Source organism: Zobellia roscoffensis, assembly GCF_015330165.1.
Classification (GTDB): domain Bacteria; phylum Bacteroidota; class Bacteroidia; order Flavobacteriales; family Flavobacteriaceae; genus Zobellia; species Zobellia roscoffensis.
Genome location: NZ_JADDXT010000002.1, coordinates 1,243,461 through 1,256,675, shown reverse-complemented (window position 1 = coordinate 1,256,675; position 13,215 = coordinate 1,243,461). Strand labels below are relative to the sequence as shown.

At 37.5% G+C, this 13,215-nt stretch carries 14 protein-coding genes; 8 read left to right on the top strand and 6 right to left on the bottom strand.

The features are described 5' to 3' along the window. Positions 1-11: 11 nt before the first annotated feature. The 4 genes from IWC72_RS05400 (at position 12) to IWC72_RS05385 (ending at position 5,132) form a co-directional block, all read left to right on the top strand. Entirely contained in the window at positions 12-1,562 is a 1,551-nt protein-coding gene (locus tag IWC72_RS05400; RefSeq protein ID WP_194529081.1) for a hypothetical protein, read from the top strand. Between the two features lie 56 nt (positions 1,563-1,618). Further along, entirely contained in the window at positions 1,619-2,692 is a 1,074-nt protein-coding gene (locus IWC72_RS05395; protein ID WP_194529080.1) for a PA0069 family radical SAM protein, read from the top strand. 67 nt (positions 2,693-2,759) lie between these two features. Next, positions 2,760-3,320: a porin family protein gene (locus IWC72_RS05390; RefSeq protein ID WP_226967953.1), complete on the top strand. Its 561-nt coding sequence runs from the start codon at positions 2,760-2,762 to the stop codon at positions 3,318-3,320. 408 nt (positions 3,321-3,728) lie between these two features. Beyond that, positions 3,729-5,132, top strand: a complete 1,404-nt coding sequence (locus IWC72_RS05385; RefSeq protein WP_194529079.1) for a glycosyltransferase — start codon at positions 3,729-3,731, stop codon at positions 5,130-5,132. Between the two features lie 103 nt (positions 5,133-5,235). Here the strand turns inward: IWC72_RS05385 and IWC72_RS05380 are convergent, their stop codons facing one another. The 4 genes from IWC72_RS05380 to IWC72_RS05365 all read right to left on the bottom strand — a co-directional run bounded on the left by IWC72_RS05380 (position 5,236) and on the right by IWC72_RS05365 (position 8,651). Next, entirely contained in the window at positions 5,236-6,660 is a 1,425-nt protein-coding gene (locus IWC72_RS05380) for a Gfo/Idh/MocA family protein (RefSeq protein WP_194529078.1), read from the bottom strand. Positions 6,661-6,736: 76 nt separating this feature from the next. Beyond that, positions 6,737-7,414: an HD domain-containing protein gene (locus tag IWC72_RS05375; RefSeq protein WP_194525197.1), complete on the bottom strand. Its 678-nt coding sequence runs from the start codon at positions 7,412-7,414 to the stop codon at positions 6,737-6,739. Between the two features lies 1 nt (position 7,415). Beyond that, complete coding sequence (locus IWC72_RS05370) at positions 7,416-8,156, bottom strand: lysophospholipid acyltransferase family protein (protein WP_194529077.1); 741 nt, start codon at positions 8,154-8,156, stop codon at positions 7,416-7,418. 84 nt (positions 8,157-8,240) lie between these two features. Further along, a complete protein-coding gene (locus tag IWC72_RS05365; RefSeq protein ID WP_194525195.1) occupies positions 8,241-8,651 on the bottom strand; it encodes a BrxA/BrxB family bacilliredoxin in 411 nt (136 codons plus the stop codon). 196 nt (positions 8,652-8,847) lie between these two features. Here IWC72_RS05365 and IWC72_RS05360 point away from each other — a divergent pair, with 196 nt between their 5' ends. From IWC72_RS05360 to IWC72_RS05345, 4 genes are all read left to right on the top strand, one after another. After that, on the top strand, positions 8,848-9,585 hold the full coding sequence (locus IWC72_RS05360) for a TerB family tellurite resistance protein (RefSeq protein ID WP_194529076.1): 738 nt from the start codon (positions 8,848-8,850) through the stop codon (positions 9,583-9,585). A gap of 19 nt (positions 9,586-9,604) precedes the next feature. Next, entirely contained in the window at positions 9,605-10,189 is a 585-nt protein-coding gene (locus IWC72_RS05355; protein ID WP_194529075.1) for a HupE/UreJ family protein, read from the top strand. A gap of 124 nt (positions 10,190-10,313) precedes the next feature. After that, a complete protein-coding gene (locus IWC72_RS05350) occupies positions 10,314-10,763 on the top strand; it encodes a deoxycytidylate deaminase (RefSeq protein ID WP_194525192.1) in 450 nt (149 codons plus the stop codon). A 2-nt stretch (positions 10,764-10,765) separates the two neighbouring features. Continuing rightward, the gene (locus IWC72_RS05345) at positions 10,766-12,391 is read left to right on the top strand and encodes a S41 family peptidase (RefSeq protein WP_194529074.1); all 1,626 of its coding nucleotides are present in this window, start codon (positions 10,766-10,768) and stop codon (positions 12,389-12,391) included. Here IWC72_RS05345 and IWC72_RS05340 read toward each other — a convergent pair. Both IWC72_RS05340 and IWC72_RS05335 read right to left on the bottom strand, forming a co-directional pair. Next, positions 12,388-12,594, bottom strand: a complete 207-nt coding sequence (locus IWC72_RS05340) for a hypothetical protein (protein WP_194525190.1) — start codon at positions 12,592-12,594, stop codon at positions 12,388-12,390. The two genes, IWC72_RS05345 and IWC72_RS05340, sit on opposite strands and share 4 nt — an antisense overlap. A gap of 30 nt (positions 12,595-12,624) precedes the next feature. Then, positions 12,625-13,203: a MarC family protein gene (locus IWC72_RS05335; protein WP_194525189.1), complete on the bottom strand. Its 579-nt coding sequence runs from the start codon at positions 13,201-13,203 to the stop codon at positions 12,625-12,627. Positions 13,204-13,215: the final 12 nt, after the last annotated feature.

Genomic DNA, 13,215 nt, shown 5'->3' with positions numbered 1-13,215 from the left:
AAAACCTACTTATGCGAACCCGAAAAGGCCTTACGGCTCTGCTGTTCTTAGCAACCCTAACGTTATCAACTGCACAGAAAATTCCTGTGGAATATAAGCTTGGTGAAAATTATTCCGATAGGTATAAATATTCTACCGTACTATCTATAGACCGTTCTACGCAAGAGCAGACTGTTCTAGTGCGAACCTATTACGGCGGTATGCCGTTAAGACCCAAAGGACATTTTATTGAGGTGTACGACGCGGAACTCAATCTTGTAACCGATTTTAATTATAAATACGCGGGTAGGCATATGGTTGATGGGTTCGTAAAGAACGGACAACTGTACTTATTGGAACTTGTCTACAGTAATAGAGATGAAGCTTATAATTATGTGGTACATCAGAGTCCGCTAGATGAGTTCAATTTTACGGAAAGAAAGTTACTTTCCATACCTTCCAAAGAAGTTTTGAATCCGCTTGCGATAAGCAAATACAACCGGAGTTTTGGCAACGGATTTTCGACTGCAACCCATTTTAATGATGATAGATCGGCGTTTGCGGTAACCGTACACCATAGGGAAGGTAGAGATGAAAAATATCATATGTATCTTTTTGGCACCGACCTGAAACTTCAATTGGAGTATGATTTTAGTGCCAATATTGAGGAGAAGAACTATGCATTCGAAAATATAGAGGTTTCAAAGGATTTAAAGGAATTGTACCTAATGGGAAAAGCCTTTTTCAAGAAAAGAAGGTTTGATGTAAAGGAAAGAAGATTCCAGTATGAGTTGGTCAAAATCACAGAAAACGGATACAAAACACAAGAATTTACGGACGCCGGACGGTTTCCAGAATCATTGAAGCCAGTATTAACGGGCAACGATTTAAAAGTGGTTGGCTTCTATGCAGACAGAAAAGATAATAGATATAACGGTTTGGCGTATTTTAATTTAAATGCAAATTCATTAGATATCAAAACCAAGAAATACAATCCATTTTCGGATCAGTTTATGTTGGATAAATTTGGTCGTGAAGTAGATGCAGAAATTAAGAACCTTATTTTTAAGAGTGTCCACATAACGCCTAACAATGATATTTTGTTCAGTGCGGAGGAGTATTTTGTAACCGCGGGACAAGATATAGGTGCAGGTGCTACCAAAAAAGTGGACCGCTACCATTATAATGACATTGTATTAGCTAAGCTTAATGCTTCTGGTACTATGGAGTGGGCTCGTAATATTAATAAGGCTGAAGTTACACAGGGCGATGCTTCGTATGCTTCTTATACAGCGTATGGTGAAGGAGAAAACATGTACTTCTTTATCAATTCTGGTGAAAATCCGCAGAAAATGAGCAAAGAACGTATTCTGTTCAAACAAGGCTTTAGTAGAAATCCAAATATGTTCGTCATCAAAGTAGATGCAGAGGGAGAGCTATCATACAAGAAGCTGGTAGATGATAAAGAGGTAAGGTTGCCTATAATGGTGTCCAGACCTTTTATTGACGAGGCTTCGGATAATCTTTTATTTTATGCCAAGAGAGGCACCAAAAAACAATTGGTTGAGGTAACTGTTAAATAACCGATTTTAAAATCAGAAATTGGATTTATTACATAAATTTGGAATAAATCCAAAAGTTGAAATCAGGAGATTATATCAAAGGTCGTGGAGCCCAACAGAATGTACATAACAAATTTCTTCAGAACGTCTATGAAACAAGAGACGATTTTCTTGAATTCTGCCGTATAGAAGGCGAAGAGGCGGACAAGAACAAAACACAATACATTCCAATTTTTCCCAAGACCATAGTTAATAAGGTTACGAGTCCTGATGTGGGTATGCAATTTTCAATGAATCCCTATCAAGGTTGTGAGCATGGTTGTATTTATTGCTACGCTCGCAATACGCATGAGTTTTGGGGCTATAGCGCTGGGCTGGATTTTGAACGTAAAATCTTAATTAAGAAAGATGCTCCAAAACTGCTAGAAGCTAAATTAAAGAGCAAACGCTGGGAGGCGAGAACAATTGTCCTTTCAGGAAATACGGATTGCTATCAACCTGCCGAGAAAAAGTTTGAGATTACACGTGCTTGTTTAGAGATTTTCCTGAAATACAAGCATCCCGTTGGTATCATTACCAAAAATGCCATGGTGCTGCGCGATTTGGATATTCTAAAAGAACTGGCCAAGGACCGTTTGATTGGTGTTAATGTATCTGTAACTTCATTGTCTGAAGAAACAAGGCGCATTTTAGAGCCAAGAACCACTACTATAAAAAAACGATTGGAGACCATTCGTGTACTTTCTGAAAATAATATTCCTGTAAATGCGATGTTAGCTCCAATTATACCTGGAATCAACAGCCATGAGATTATGAAGTTGGCCAAAGCGGTTTCTGATAACGGAGCAAAATCTTTTGCTTTTACCGTAGTTCGTTTGAACGGGGCCATAGGTCAAGTATTTACGGATTGGATATATAAAGCCCTACCCGATAAAGCTGAAAAAGTATTACATCAAATTGAGGAATGCCATGGAGGAACTTTAAACGACAGTCGGTTTGGGGTTCGTAGCCGAGGAGAAGGTAAGATCGCCACTCAAATTCATGATTTGGTACGTTTGGCCCGTCATACGTATTTTAAGGATAAGGCTTTCCCTCCTCTTAACCATGAGTTGCATGCGCAATATAAAGATGGACAGCTACGATTGTTTTGATTAGCATGTTAACCTTTTTGTTAGTACGGCACTAACAAGGAAAACATTTAAACAAAACATGTAGATTATGAAAAAAGTAGTATTTCTTTTAACCGCACTTGTAACAATCACTTCTTCCAATGCACAAGATTTTGGGTTTGGAGTAAAAGGAGGAATTAACGTAGCTTCCATTGGGGGTAGTGCTTATTCCGGTTTAGGTAGTTTGGGCACAAAAGTCAGCTTTCACTTGGGTGGAGTTGCAGAAATTCCAATTTCGGATAAAATAGCTGTACAACCAGAACTACTATATTCTTCACAAGGTACAAATTGGGATTATGGTACAGGTGATAATAACCTAAAATTGGATTATGTAAACCTACCGATTTTAGGAAAGTATTACATTTTAGAGGGTTTAAGTGCCGAAGCAGGACCAGTGGTTGGTTTTTTAGTATCAACTAATGAGGAAGATGATGATCGTTTTAATACGTTAGATTTTGCCTTTGCTATTGGTGCATCTTACAAACTGAATGACAATATTTTTTTCAGTCTTAGGTATAATAAAGGTGTTACCAATATTAATGGAGATTCTTTCACTGGAGGGAAAAGTCAAAACAACGTCTTTCAGCTTTCGGCAGGGTACGCATTTTAAGTCCATTTCAGTAATAATTTTGAGTGCAATAGAAATGTCGAGTGAGGTTTTTATTGTTCTCAATTTTTTGATTTAGAGTGTTTTCCGTCCTATTCTAGTTTTAAAAAGGATGGTTTTTTTCGTGTATTTTCAATTTATATCGGCTATCTGTGATGGACAGTTAAAGTTATTCTTGCCAAAACAGCCAATTTTAAATATTAGTGTATTCTTACAGATCTTCCTTGGACTTATCGAAATATTTAAATTTCCCATGGTCAGATTATTGATAATAGCGCAAGGGTGGTAAAACACTAGTAGTTATCGCAATTTAGATTTCATTTGCTCTTGTTAAAATAGTGTAAATGAAAAATCCATAAAGAACTAACTACCGTATAAGAGGTTGAGAACATCATTATCAGATACCATTATATGAAACCAGAAACCACATTAACACCAGCTTCTAAATTGAATTTCATTCAAAAATTTAGAATATTTATTGAAACAGCAAACGCTTGGGGCATATTTGTTATGGGAAGCACCTTTGTTTTGATGATCGGCGCAGCTTATATGTCATACATTTTAAGAAGTGACTTAAATCAGTTCAATCTAGAACGTTCCACTTCAACCTTTGGCCAAGGTTTTATGTATTTGGCTCTTGGTCTTTTTATTTTTAAAGCCGTCTTTTTTCTATTTATCATTTACAGATATTTTAAATATAAGGTAGTTGATTCTGTTTCCGATGAAGAATTACCAACGGTAACCGTAATTGTACCTGCTTATAATGAGGGCAAACAAGTGTATGATACGTTGATGAGTTTGGCGGAAAGTGATTTTCCACATGAAAAACTGCAGTTATTGTCTATTGATGATGGTAGTAAAGATGATACATGGCACTGGATGAAAGAAGCCAAAAAAGTTTTGGGTGACCGTGTAACCATTTTTCAACAACCCAAAAACATGGGTAAACGCCATGGTTTATACAGAGGTTTCAATGAAGGTACCGGTGAGATTTTTGTAACTGTAGATAGTGATTCTATTGTAGATCCAGATACGCTTCGTAACCTAGTAAGTCCGTTTGTTGTTAACGAAAAATGTGGAGCAGTTGCGGGTAATATTCGCGTTCTAAATAACAAAAGAGCATTACTTCCTAAGATGTTGGATGTAAGTTTTGTTCAGAGTTTTGAATTCGTACGATCTGCAGAAAGTTCTTTAAATTCTGTATTGTGCACCCCAGGAGCATTAGCGGCTTACCGTAGAACAGCGGTTTTTAACTGTTTGGATGAGTGGATAAATCAGACATTTATGGGACAACCTTCAGATATTGGAGAAGACCGTGCCATGACTAACATGATATTGAAACAAGGGTTTCATGTCTTGTTCCAAAGAAATGCATATGCCTATACCAATGTTCCTGAAAAGTACAAAGGTCTTTATAAGATGTTCATTAGATGGGGTAGAAGTAATGTTCGTGAAAATATTGAAATGTCTAAGTATGTCTTTTCAAACTTTAGAGAAGGTTCAAAATTTGGGTCGCGTTTGTTGTTCATTAGCCAATCGATTAAAATACTAATGAGCTACCCATTTTTATTTTTTATGTTCTTCTTTATTTTGACACATCCACTTTTGTTCTTAAGCTCTACGCTTGTAAGCATATTGGTTCTGTCTACATTCCCGGTATTGTTTTATGCAAAACGATATGACTTTAAAGAATCTGTATGGGCATACTCATACAGTATTTTGTTCACTTTTGGTTTGTTCTGGATTACACCTTATGCTATTGCAACTGCAAATAAAAGAGGTTGGTTAACCCGTGAATTGCCAACAAAGAAGTAAGTAATAATATAGTATACTACGGATGGTTCTGATTCATCCGTTTAGAATAAAAAAAGTCCCGTAGCAATACGGGACTTTTTGTTTTTATATACGTTGAAGTTGTTTATTTTAACTCCCAACCTTTACGATACTTACCTTTTACCCACTCGTTGGCCATATCCCAGTTGGTTACCTTCATATTGTCACCATCCCAAAGAATTTTTCTTCTTCCTGGGTATTCAAAAGGATCCCAATCGCCAATTTTTTTACCCTCTTTCAATTTTTTATATTGAAAAGCTTTAATGGCCAAGTTGCCCATCAACACGGCTTCCGTCAGTGGTCCCGATCTCTTAAAATCAGATGAGGTTTCGGTGCCATTTAAGCAGCCTTCTACAAAGTTTCTTTGGTGACCTTCAACATCACCATCAATTCGCTTTAAATAAGGAGCAGGGGCTTTAAACATGTCCATGTTTTTGCTTGGTAACAATCTGGCATTACGAGAGTAGGTGTCCGTCACTAAAATACCTTTGGTACCGTAAAAAACAGAACCACCGCCGCCATCGCCAATAGTTTCGCCATCTGCCAACTCATCTGGTAAATCAGGCATGAGTCCGCCATCATACCAATTTAGGGCAATATCCCCATGTTGTTCTGTATTGAATTTTAATCGTACAATTGAAGATGCAGGGCAAGATTCACTATAATCCGCTTCCACAAAATCGCCAACCCAGTTGGTTGTGCAACTAGCTTCTGCTTCCGTAGGATATCCTAAGTTTAGTACACTGAATGGAGTTTCCATAATGTGGCATCCCATATCACCAAGAGCACCGGTTCCAAAATCCCAAAAACCCCTCCATTTAAAAGGAAGGTAGGCTGCATTGTAATCTCGCTGTGCGGCTACTCCTAGCCATAAATCCCAATCAAGACCCTTTGGAACGGATTGTTTTTCAGTTGGAGCGGGTACACCTTGTGGCCATACGGGACGGTTGGTCCAGCAATCTACTTTATATACCTTTCCAATGATGCCGGAGTCTATCCATTCTTTTGCTTCACGACTACCATCACTTGATGCCCCTTGATTTCCCATTTGGGTTACAATGCCGTGTTCTTTGGCAACTTGGGTCATCATTCGTGCTTCGTTGATATTATGTGTCAACGGTTTTTCAACATAAGCGTGTTTTTTGGCGCGCATAAAAGGTAGGGCAATAGAGGCGTGCATATGGTCTGGCGTTGCTACCATAATGGCATCTATTTCACTTAGGTGCTTGTCATAGACTTTTCTATAGTCTGTATACCTTTTAGCTTTTGGGTATTTCTTGTAAGTGTCTGCCGCTCTTCTATCGTCAACATCACAGAGGGTTACAAATTTTACTTTTCCGGTGGCGTCTAGCCCGTTTATAACTCCTGAGCCACGTCCGCCAACACCAAAAGCACCCACATACAGGGTGTCACTAGGGGCAACATGGTTTTTACCCATTACAAAACTAGGTACAATGGAAAATACGGTGGAAGCCGCTGCTGCATTCTTGATAAACTTTCTTCTTTGCATCTTCAAAAATTAGATTTAGGTTCTGGACTTGAAGGTACAAATTTTGAAGAATACGTTGTTAGATTTTTTAAGCGTTTTATGCTGTGAACCCTGTATTTAGTTGAAGAGGGTCCCATTCTTGATAAAACTGTTCAAGGTAATCTAACATATATTGATGGCGTTGCTCTGCTAGCTTTGTGCCAGTTGCCGTGTTCATTTTATCCTTTAATAGAAGTAATTTTTCGTAAAAGTGATTTAATGTAGGTGCTTTAGATTTTTTATACTCCTCTTTGGTCATTTTTAGATTGGGAGCTATATCAGGGTTGTAGAGTTCTCGGTTTTTAAATCCACCGTAATTGAAAGCTCTGGCAATGCCTATGGCTCCCAGAGCATCTAAACGGTCTGCATCTTGAACCACTTTTAGTTCTAAAGAGGAAAACTTATTTCCTTTTTCAAGGGAATTTTTAAAAGAGATGTTCTCGATAATTTTAATAACATGGTCAATGGTGTCTTTGTTCACCCCCAAGTCCGTCAAAAAGTGTTGAGCAAGTTTTGGGCCTATAGTCTCATCACCATCATTAAATTTCGCGTCTGCAATATCATGCAAGAGCGCCCCTAGACTAACCACTAAAACATCTACTTTTTCTTCTTTTGCTATAAGCAGTGTATTTTTAAAAACACGTTGAATATGAAACCAATCATGTCCGCCCTCGGCGCCTTGCAAAGTTTCTTTTACAAAAGCAATGGTTTGTTCTACTATTTCGGAATTGGTCATGTTACGATTTAAAAGAAGTTATGCCGGAAACCACACTTTGTTCGGCCTTCGCTAAGGCTGAATCAAAATCAGAATTAACTTCTATAGGGTCATGTACATCAAAAGTAATACGATTTCCTATGCCATTAGGGAACTTACCGTATTTGAGCATTTTCCATGAATTGTTGATGCTTATAGGTACAATTAAAGCCGAAGGTGCATTTTTCATTAGCAACTTTAATCCTGTGGCTTTAAACGGTTTTGGGTGGCCGGTACGGCTACGGGTCCCCTCGGGAAATATTACCGCGCTTCTTTTGTACTTTTCTATATAACGGCCTAGTTTGGCAATTTCGGATAATGCCTGTCTACTATCGTTTCTGTCAATAAGTACAGAGCCTCCGTGTCTTAAATTATAGGATACACTGGGTATGCCTTTGCCCAGTTCTTTTTTACTGACAAATTTAGGATGGTGTTTTCGCATGAACCATACAATAGGGGGTATATCATGCATGCTTTGATGATTGAGAACAATAATCAAAGGTCTATTGGTTGGAATGTTATGCGGGTTGTTAAAAGCATAGGTGGTACCTAAAACATGTGTTGATCGCATTAGTGATAGGTTCAGAAAGGCAACACTCATTCTATGGGCGTTATACCCAAAAACATTAAAGCAGACCCATTGAATGGGGTGATACACAAGCAAACACAATCCGAAAAGAATTATGTAAAGGAAGGTTAAGGGATAGGCCAGTAGCTTTTGCATGCTACAAAAATAAAAAACCGCTTCTTTGTGAAGCGGTTTTTTGTATTCTTTTATGCGCTCTTATTTAGAGACACCAAAATAGTTCTAACAGAACTCTTCGTAAGCACCTACTAAGTTTTCGGCAATTAATTCTGCTGGTCTACCTTCAATATGGTGACGCTCAATCATATGTACTAATTCTCCGTCTTTAAAAAGAGCCATACTTGGCGATGACGGAGGAAAAGGAATCATTAGATTTCTTGCTGTATTAACAGCTTCAATATCAACACCTGCAAAAACCGTAACAATATGGTCAGGTTTCTTAGTGTTGTGTAAGCTTAACTTAGCCGCAGGTCTAGCGTTTGCCGCTGCACAACCACAAACAGAATTTACTACAACTAAAGTAGTACCTTCTTTTTTGATTGCATTTTCGACTGCTTCTGATGTATGTAATTCTTCAAACCCAGCTGATGCCAAGTCTTCTCTCATAGGTTTTACCAATTCTGCAGGATACATATTATTATATTTTATATATGGTTAACAAAGATACTTATTTTGTCGCATTTAGTTGGTGGACTTAACTTTTTGTTAGATAAAATAGCTTTTGCATATAGTAGCGTGGGCTAATTATTTTTATTTAAAAAGGTCTCTATTCTTTTAGAGGCTTATTTCTTGCCGCTTTTAATATCTTTGCCAAAATTTTTTGTACGATATGATAAAATGGTTCGCAGCCATTATTGGATATTATTTTTTTCGGTTTCCCGGAGCAATTTTAGGATATCTAGTAGGAAGCTTAATTGATGGATTTAAAATTACTGGTGGAGGCGGAGCGCAGTCTGTTTTTGGAGACATGACGCGTCAAAAAGTATCTCCAGCAGATTTTGAGCTGAATTTACTGTCTTTATGCTCCATAGTTATAAAGGCAGATGGCAAGGTTAGCCAACGGGAAATGGATTATGTACGACAGTACTTTGTAAGTACATATGGCAAGGAAAAGGCCAATGCCATTTTTAGAACATTTAATGAGATTAATAAAAAGCATGAAATTTCGGCACAGCGTATTTGTACGTTTTTAAACCAACGTACTCGTTATGAAGTTCGTTTGCAACTGCTTCACTTTTTATTTGGAATTGCTCAAGCAGATGGTTCTGTTAGCACTCCGGAGATAAATAAAATTCGTGAAATAGCGGGTTATTTGCGAGTTACTGCAAGAGACTTTGAGAGTATTAAGGCTATGTTCATTAAATCGGTCAACAATGCGTATAAAATACTTGATATTGAAAAATCTGCTAGTAATGACGAGGTTAAAAAAGCCTACCGTACAATGGCTAAGAAATATCATCCAGATCGCGTAAATACACAAAACGAGGCCATTAAGAAAGGTGCAGAAGAGAAGTTCAAGGAAGTTCAAAAGGCCTATGAAGAAATTCAGTCAGAAAGAGGGTTGTAGCCTAAAGTGATATTCAAAAATGGAGGAATTTTTGTTCTACATAAGGATGGGTCTAAATCATGTATTAGATGTTAATGCATATGATCACATTCTTTTTTTAGCAGCATTGGCTGTTCCATTCTCCTTTAAAAACTGGAAGAAAGTAGTATTGTTGGCTACTGTTTTTACCATAGCTCACTGCTTGTCACTGTCGTTAAGTGCGTATGACGCCGTAACGGTAGATGTTAGCCTTATAGAGTTTTTGATTCCCGTAACCATAATGATGACCGCTGTTTTTAATCTGGTGTTTATGCGCAATATGGCGACGGTTAAAAACATGCAAGGGCATGTGCTGGCTACATTGATATTTGGTTTAATTCACGGTTTTGGTTTTAGCAACTACTTTAGAATGCTTATGGCTGAGGAGGATAGCAAATTAGTGCCACTTTTGGGCTTTGCAGCCGGCATTGAGCTCTCACAGGTTGCCATCGTGGTTTCGGTTTTGGCACTAAGTTGGGTTATAATTACAATTACGAAATTAAAGAAAGTGCTATTCGTCGTAATTACATCTATTTTAATAATACTTCTAACAATACCAATGCTCATTCGTACGTTTCCGCTATAGCAACTCAGTATTTTCACTTAAAATTAACCCCTTATTATTGTTGGGCTTTTTAAAAGCGGGTATCTTAGTTGTATTGCAGGTAAGATAATTAGCACATGTGTCTATTGTTGTATCTTCGCAGTCCATGAAAAAAATAAAACAAACAAAATACGATAAGGCATATCTGCGCATGGCTCAAGAATGGGGCAAGCTTTCCTATTGCGAGAGAAAACAGGTGGGTGCCATAATTGTAAAGGACAGAATGATCATATCTGATGGTTACAATGGTACGCCAACGGGTTTTGAAAACATATGCGAAGATGAAGAAGGGTATACCAAATGGTATGTTTTACACGCTGAGGCCAATGCTATCAGCAAAGTAGCCTCTTCTACTCAATCCTGTGAAGGGGCAACCCTCTATATTACACTATCACCATGTAGAGAGTGTAGTAAGTTAATTCATCAGTCTGGCATAAAACGTGTTGTATACACACGGGCTTATAAAGACGACTCGGGATTACAATTTTTAGAACGAGCAGGTATAGAATTAGTGCATTTACCCGAAATTGAAGAAGAGGTAGACGAGGCAATATAATTATGAAACGACAACAAAACTACATATGGCCTACCGTTATAGCTGCAGCACTTGCCCTAGGTATTTTTGTTGGCGGAAAATTGCATTTTGCAGATTCACCGGAGAAACTCTTTACCACCAATTCCAAAAAAGACAAACTCAATAGACTCATTGATTATATAGATTATGAGTATGTAGATGATATTGATACTGACAGTATTGTAGATGTAACCGTAAATCAGATTTTAGAGAAACTGGATCCTCATTCCGTATACATTCCTAAAAATGAAATGGATCGTGTTTCAGAGAATATGAAAGGTGATTTTGTTGGTATTGGTATAAATTTTTATCCTTATAAAGACACTATTTCAGTTATTAGAACAGTGCCAAAGGGACCTAGTTATTTAAAAGGGATAAAAGCCGGCGATCGTATTTTAATGGCCGATAGCGATACCTTGTACGGCAAAGCCTTGGCCAGTGAAGATATTGTAGGTAAACTAAAAGGAGAAAAAGGCAGTTCGGTAAAACTGAAGGTCTATAGAAAAGAAGACGATAAAATATTTACCGTAAACGTAAAAAGAGATATTGTTCCCATAAAAAGTGTGGAATCTTATTATATGTTAACCAAAGACATGGCATATATAAAGGTGAATCGTTTTGCGGAGTCTACTTATAAAGAGTTTAAATCTGCATTGTCCGAATTAATTAAGCAAGGGGCCCGGAAGTTAACGTTGGATTTAAGAGATAACCCTGGTGGTTATTTGGGTGTTGCCGAGCAAATGGCAGATGAATTTCTTAAAGATGGAAAGCTGATTCTCTTCACCAAGAACAAAAAAGGGAAAATCAATAAAATTCATGCCACCTCAAAAGGTAGGTTTGAAGATAAACCGGTCTATGTTCTAATCAATGAGCGTTCTGCGTCTGCAAGCGAAATTATAGCTGGGGCCCTGCAGGATAATGATATAGGTACTATAGTTGGTCGCCGTTCGTTTGGTAAAGGTTTGGTACAGCGGGAGATGGAGTTGGGTGATGGTTCTGCCGTACGTCTTACAGTTTCTCGATATTACACGCCTACGGGACGGAGTATTCAGAAGTCTTATGAAAACGGAAATGACGACTACTATAAAAAGTTTACCGATAGGTACCACAGTGGTGAGCTGGTTACTGTAGACAGCATAAAAGTGGCTGATTCATTAAAATTTACCACACCCAAAGGCAAAGTGGTGTATGGTGGTGGTGGGATTATTCCAGATGTTTTTGTGCCAATAGGATCTAATGAAGAAGAAGCTGTAGAAAGCATGGATAGCTTTGGATGGCTTTCCTATTTTATTTTTGAGCATTTAGATGGTGACAGAAAACGATACAATTCTTTTTCAAAAGAAGAATTCATCAATGATTTTAAAGTAGATGATATTCTTTTTGAAAAATTTGTAGATTACTCTGTCAGTAGAAATCTAAGAATGAATTTCTATGACTATGAAGACAGCATTAAACTATACTTAAAGGCAGCATTGGCAGAACAACTGTTTGGAGCCAACATACATGCAAAAATAAAAAGTAAAGAAGACAAAATGTTACAGGAGATACTTAAACTAGATAATCCTGTAGTAGAACAAGAAGAAGCGGAAGCTATTGAAAGCAGCAATTAATCCCTTTGTTGTACTTTTTGTTGTATTTTTTTACTCGTCCTGAAAATTAATAGTAGTAGCACGGCGCAAAGTGAAGCTACAATCCCAATTAGGGCAATAGTACTATCTCCATTAAAAGGATTTTGAAAATCAATCATAGTAACGTTGTATGCAATAAGTGCAATAGCCGCTACAACTAGGATTATGGTCAATGTCTTGTTCATTTTTAACTTTTTAATTCTTTACTGTATATCCTAGAATAACTCGTTAACGTTGGCTGCAAATAGTTTTACGGCTATGGCCAATAGAATAACCCCAAATACTTTTCTAATTACGTTTAATCCATTTTGGCCTAGGACTCTTTCTATTCTTTTTGAAGACTTCAAAACTAGGAATACAAAAATAGTGTTTAGCGCAATGGCAACAATGATGTTCTCTACTCTAAATTCAGCCCGTAGTGAAAGTAATGCAGTTAAGGTTCCCGCACCTGCTATTAATGGGAAGGCAATGGGGACTATAGATGCGCTTTCGGGCTCATCTTCCTTATAAAGCGTAATGCCCAATATCATTTCTAGAGCAAGAAAAAATAGAATAAAGGAACCCGCTACAGCAAAAGAATACACATCTATGCCTATTAATTTTAATATTTTTTCTCCAACAAAAAGAAAGGCAACCATAATAAGCAACGAGACAATAGAAGCTTTTTCAGATTCAATATGCCCTACTTTTTTTCGTAAACTAATAATTATAGGGATACTTCCTAAAATATCAATAACGGCAAAAAGTACCATGGTAGCGGTTGCAATTTCTCGAAGATCGAATTGTATATCCATACCTTAAAATTT

What these genes read in the sequence shown, in the direction of transcription:
- IWC72_RS05360 (WP_194529076.1), top strand. Translation starts at nt 8,848, where the DNA reads ATGATAAAATGGTTCGCAGCCATTATTGGATATTATTTTTTTCGGTTT.
- IWC72_RS05350 (WP_194525192.1), top strand. Translation starts at nt 10,314, where the DNA reads ATGAAAAAAATAAAACAAACAAAATACGATAAGGCATATCTGCGCATG.
- IWC72_RS05370 (WP_194529077.1), bottom strand. Translation starts at nt 8,156, where the DNA reads ATGCAAAAGCTACTGGCCTATCCCTTAACCTTCCTTTACATAATTCTT.
- IWC72_RS05335 (WP_194525189.1), bottom strand. Translation starts at nt 13,203, where the DNA reads ATGGATATACAATTCGATCTTCGAGAAATTGCAACCGCTACCATGGTA.
- IWC72_RS05385 (WP_194529079.1), top strand. Translation starts at nt 3,729, where the DNA reads ATGAAACCAGAAACCACATTAACACCAGCTTCTAAATTGAATTTCATT.
- IWC72_RS05380 (WP_194529078.1), bottom strand. Translation starts at nt 6,660, where the DNA reads ATGCAAAGAAGAAAGTTTATCAAGAATGCAGCAGCGGCTTCCACCGTA.
- IWC72_RS05375 (WP_194525197.1), bottom strand. Translation starts at nt 7,414, where the DNA reads ATGACCAATTCCGAAATAGTAGAACAAACCATTGCTTTTGTAAAAGAA.
- IWC72_RS05400 (WP_194529081.1), top strand. Translation starts at nt 12, where the DNA reads ATGCGAACCCGAAAAGGCCTTACGGCTCTGCTGTTCTTAGCAACCCTA.
- IWC72_RS05390 (WP_226967953.1), top strand. Translation starts at nt 2,760, where the DNA reads ATGAAAAAAGTAGTATTTCTTTTAACCGCACTTGTAACAATCACTTCT.
- IWC72_RS05340 (WP_194525190.1), bottom strand. Translation starts at nt 12,594, where the DNA reads ATGAACAAGACATTGACCATAATCCTAGTTGTAGCGGCTATTGCACTT.
- IWC72_RS05345 (WP_194529074.1), top strand. Translation starts at nt 10,766, where the DNA reads ATGAAACGACAACAAAACTACATATGGCCTACCGTTATAGCTGCAGCA.
- IWC72_RS05365 (WP_194525195.1), bottom strand. Translation starts at nt 8,651, where the DNA reads ATGTATCCTGCAGAATTGGTAAAACCTATGAGAGAAGACTTGGCATCA.
- IWC72_RS05355 (WP_194529075.1), top strand. Translation starts at nt 9,605, where the DNA reads ATGGAGGAATTTTTGTTCTACATAAGGATGGGTCTAAATCATGTATTA.